The organism is Megasphaera sp. DJF_B143 (genome assembly GCF_900320625.1).
Taxonomy (GTDB): Bacteria; Bacillota; Negativicutes; order Veillonellales; family Megasphaeraceae; genus Megasphaera; species Megasphaera hexanoica.
Map to the genome: position 1 here is coordinate 1 of NZ_ONTA01000319.1, position 2194 is coordinate 2194.

Consider the following 2194-nt stretch of genomic DNA (forward strand, 5'->3'; position numbering starts at 1 on the left):
ACATCAAACTGCCTTTTTTCTCCCTTCCCACTAACCATTGTTCACCGACCACTATCTTTTCTCTTCAAACTATCTTTTCCCCCTAAAAAAAACAGGCCTGTCGCGGGGACAGGCCTGTTGGTATTTACATGATTATTTATCTGTCGTATTCTTTTCCTTGCGGATGACGTCGTGGGCGCCGCCTTCTACGATGGACGTTGCCGAAACGAGGGTAATCTTGGCTTTCTGCTGCAGTTCCGGAATGGTCAGGGCACCGCAGTTGCACATGGTCGATTTAATCTTGCTGGTTGTCTTTTCCACGTTTTCCTTGAGCGGACCGGCATAGGGGACGTAGGAATCGACGCCTTCTTCGAAGGACAGCTTCTTGTCACCGCCCAGGTCATACCGCTGCCAGTTGCGGGCACGGTTGGAACCTTCGCCCCAGTATTCTTTGACGTAGGTACCGCCGATCATGACTTTTTCCGTCGGGCTTTCGTCGAAGCGGGCGAAATACCGGCCAAGCATGACGAAATCAGCGCCCATGGCCAGAGCCAGTGTGATGTGGTGGTCGTATACGATGCCGCCGTCGGAGCAGACCGGAATGTATACGCCAGTCTTTTCAAAGTATTCGTCACGGGCTTTGCAGACTTCGATAAGAGCCGTAGCCTGACCGCGGCCGATACCTTTCGTTTCACGGGTAATACAGATGGAGCCGCCGCCGATACCGACTTTGATGAAATCAGCGCCGCATTCAGCCAGGAAGTTGAAGCCATCCCGGTCTACGACATTGCCGGCCCCGACTTTGACCGAATCGCCATAATGCTGGCGGATCCACTGGAGAGTCAGCTTCTGCCATTCCGAGAAACCTTCGGAGGAATCGATGCAGAGGGCATCCGCACCGGCTGCCAGAAGGGCCGGTACCCGTTCGGCATAATCGCGGGTATTGATCCCGGCGCCGACGATATAACGTTTCTTTTCGTCGAGGAGTTCGCCCGGGTTTTCTTTATGATCGGCATAGTCCTTGCGGAATACGAAAGAATTGAGCGTTCCGTCTTCATTGACGATTGGCAGAGCATTGAGTTTCTTATCCCAGATGATGTCATTGGCTTCGCCGAGAGTAACGCCATTTTTGGCATAAATCATCTTTTCAAGGGGTGTCATGAAATCTCTGACGGGAGTAGCCGGATCCATACGGCTCACGCGGTAATCACGGCTGGTGACGATACCGACGAGCTTGCCATTGACGGTGCCATCGGAGGTAACGGCGACAGTGGAATGGCCGGTCTTTTTCTTGAGAGCTACCACAGCAGCCATGGTCATATCCGGGCTGACGTTGGAATCACTGGGTACGAAGCCCGATTTATAGGCCTTGACTTTGGCAACCATAGCCGCTTCCTGTTCGATGGTCTGGGAGCCGTAAATGAACGACACGCCGCCAGCTTTTGCCAGGGCAACGGCCAGTTTTTCACCGGAAACGGACTGCATAATAGCGGAAACCATGGGGATCGTCATTTCAATCGCGGGCTTTTCCCCTTTTTTATATTTTACGAGAGGCGTTTTGAGAGATACATTCGCCGGCATACACTCACTCGATGAATACCCGGGAATCAAAAGATATTCATTAAAAGTGTGTGACGGTTCGTTGATATAAATAGCCATGTTTATCCTCCTTATCAATACGACAACTCTAAACCGGACCCTGTATCTGCCGGTCTCTCATTCTCTTTTCCCCATATGGGATATTTATATCATTATACCCCCTGTATGGACAAAATCAAGTAGTATAATTGTACCATTTTATGCATGTTTGTTATAAGCTGACAGCAAGAGCTCCCATTCTTTCTGGCAGCGCCGATGGCCTTTCTTCATCATACCTTCCGCCCTGACGGGCACCTTCCCTTCACAGGGACGGCAAAGAATCTCTGTCCGCAGAGCCGGCTGCTGGCCGCCAGCTGCCGACGGCTGGCCTTTCCTGCCGTAAAGTGCGCAAAAAGGGTACAAAAAAAGAGCAATGGGAAACATTCTTTCGTTATCAAAATCGCCCACAATCCGCATGATTAAGCGATTATAAACGTTAGGAAACATTTCTCATTGCTCCCACAAATCAATGGCGGAAAGGGTGGGATTCGAACCCACGATAGAGCGTTCGCCCTATACATGATTTCCAATCATGCTCCTTCAGCCGCTCGGACAGCTCTCCGCGTCTTACATATCT

1 protein-coding gene and 1 tRNA gene are annotated in these 2194 nt (G+C 50.9%); both read right to left on the minus strand.

Annotated elements, in window-relative coordinates:
• Positions 1-132: 132 nt before the first annotated feature.
• Positions 133-1638 (minus strand): IMP dehydrogenase, encoded by a 1506-nt coding sequence (locus tag DBO31_RS09105; RefSeq protein WP_150824995.1) that lies wholly within the window; start codon positions 1636-1638, stop codon positions 133-135.
• A gap of 449 nt (positions 1639-2087) precedes the next feature.
• Positions 2088-2179: transfer RNA gene (locus DBO31_RS09110), tRNA-Ser, on the minus strand.
• Positions 2180-2194: the final 15 nt, after the last annotated feature.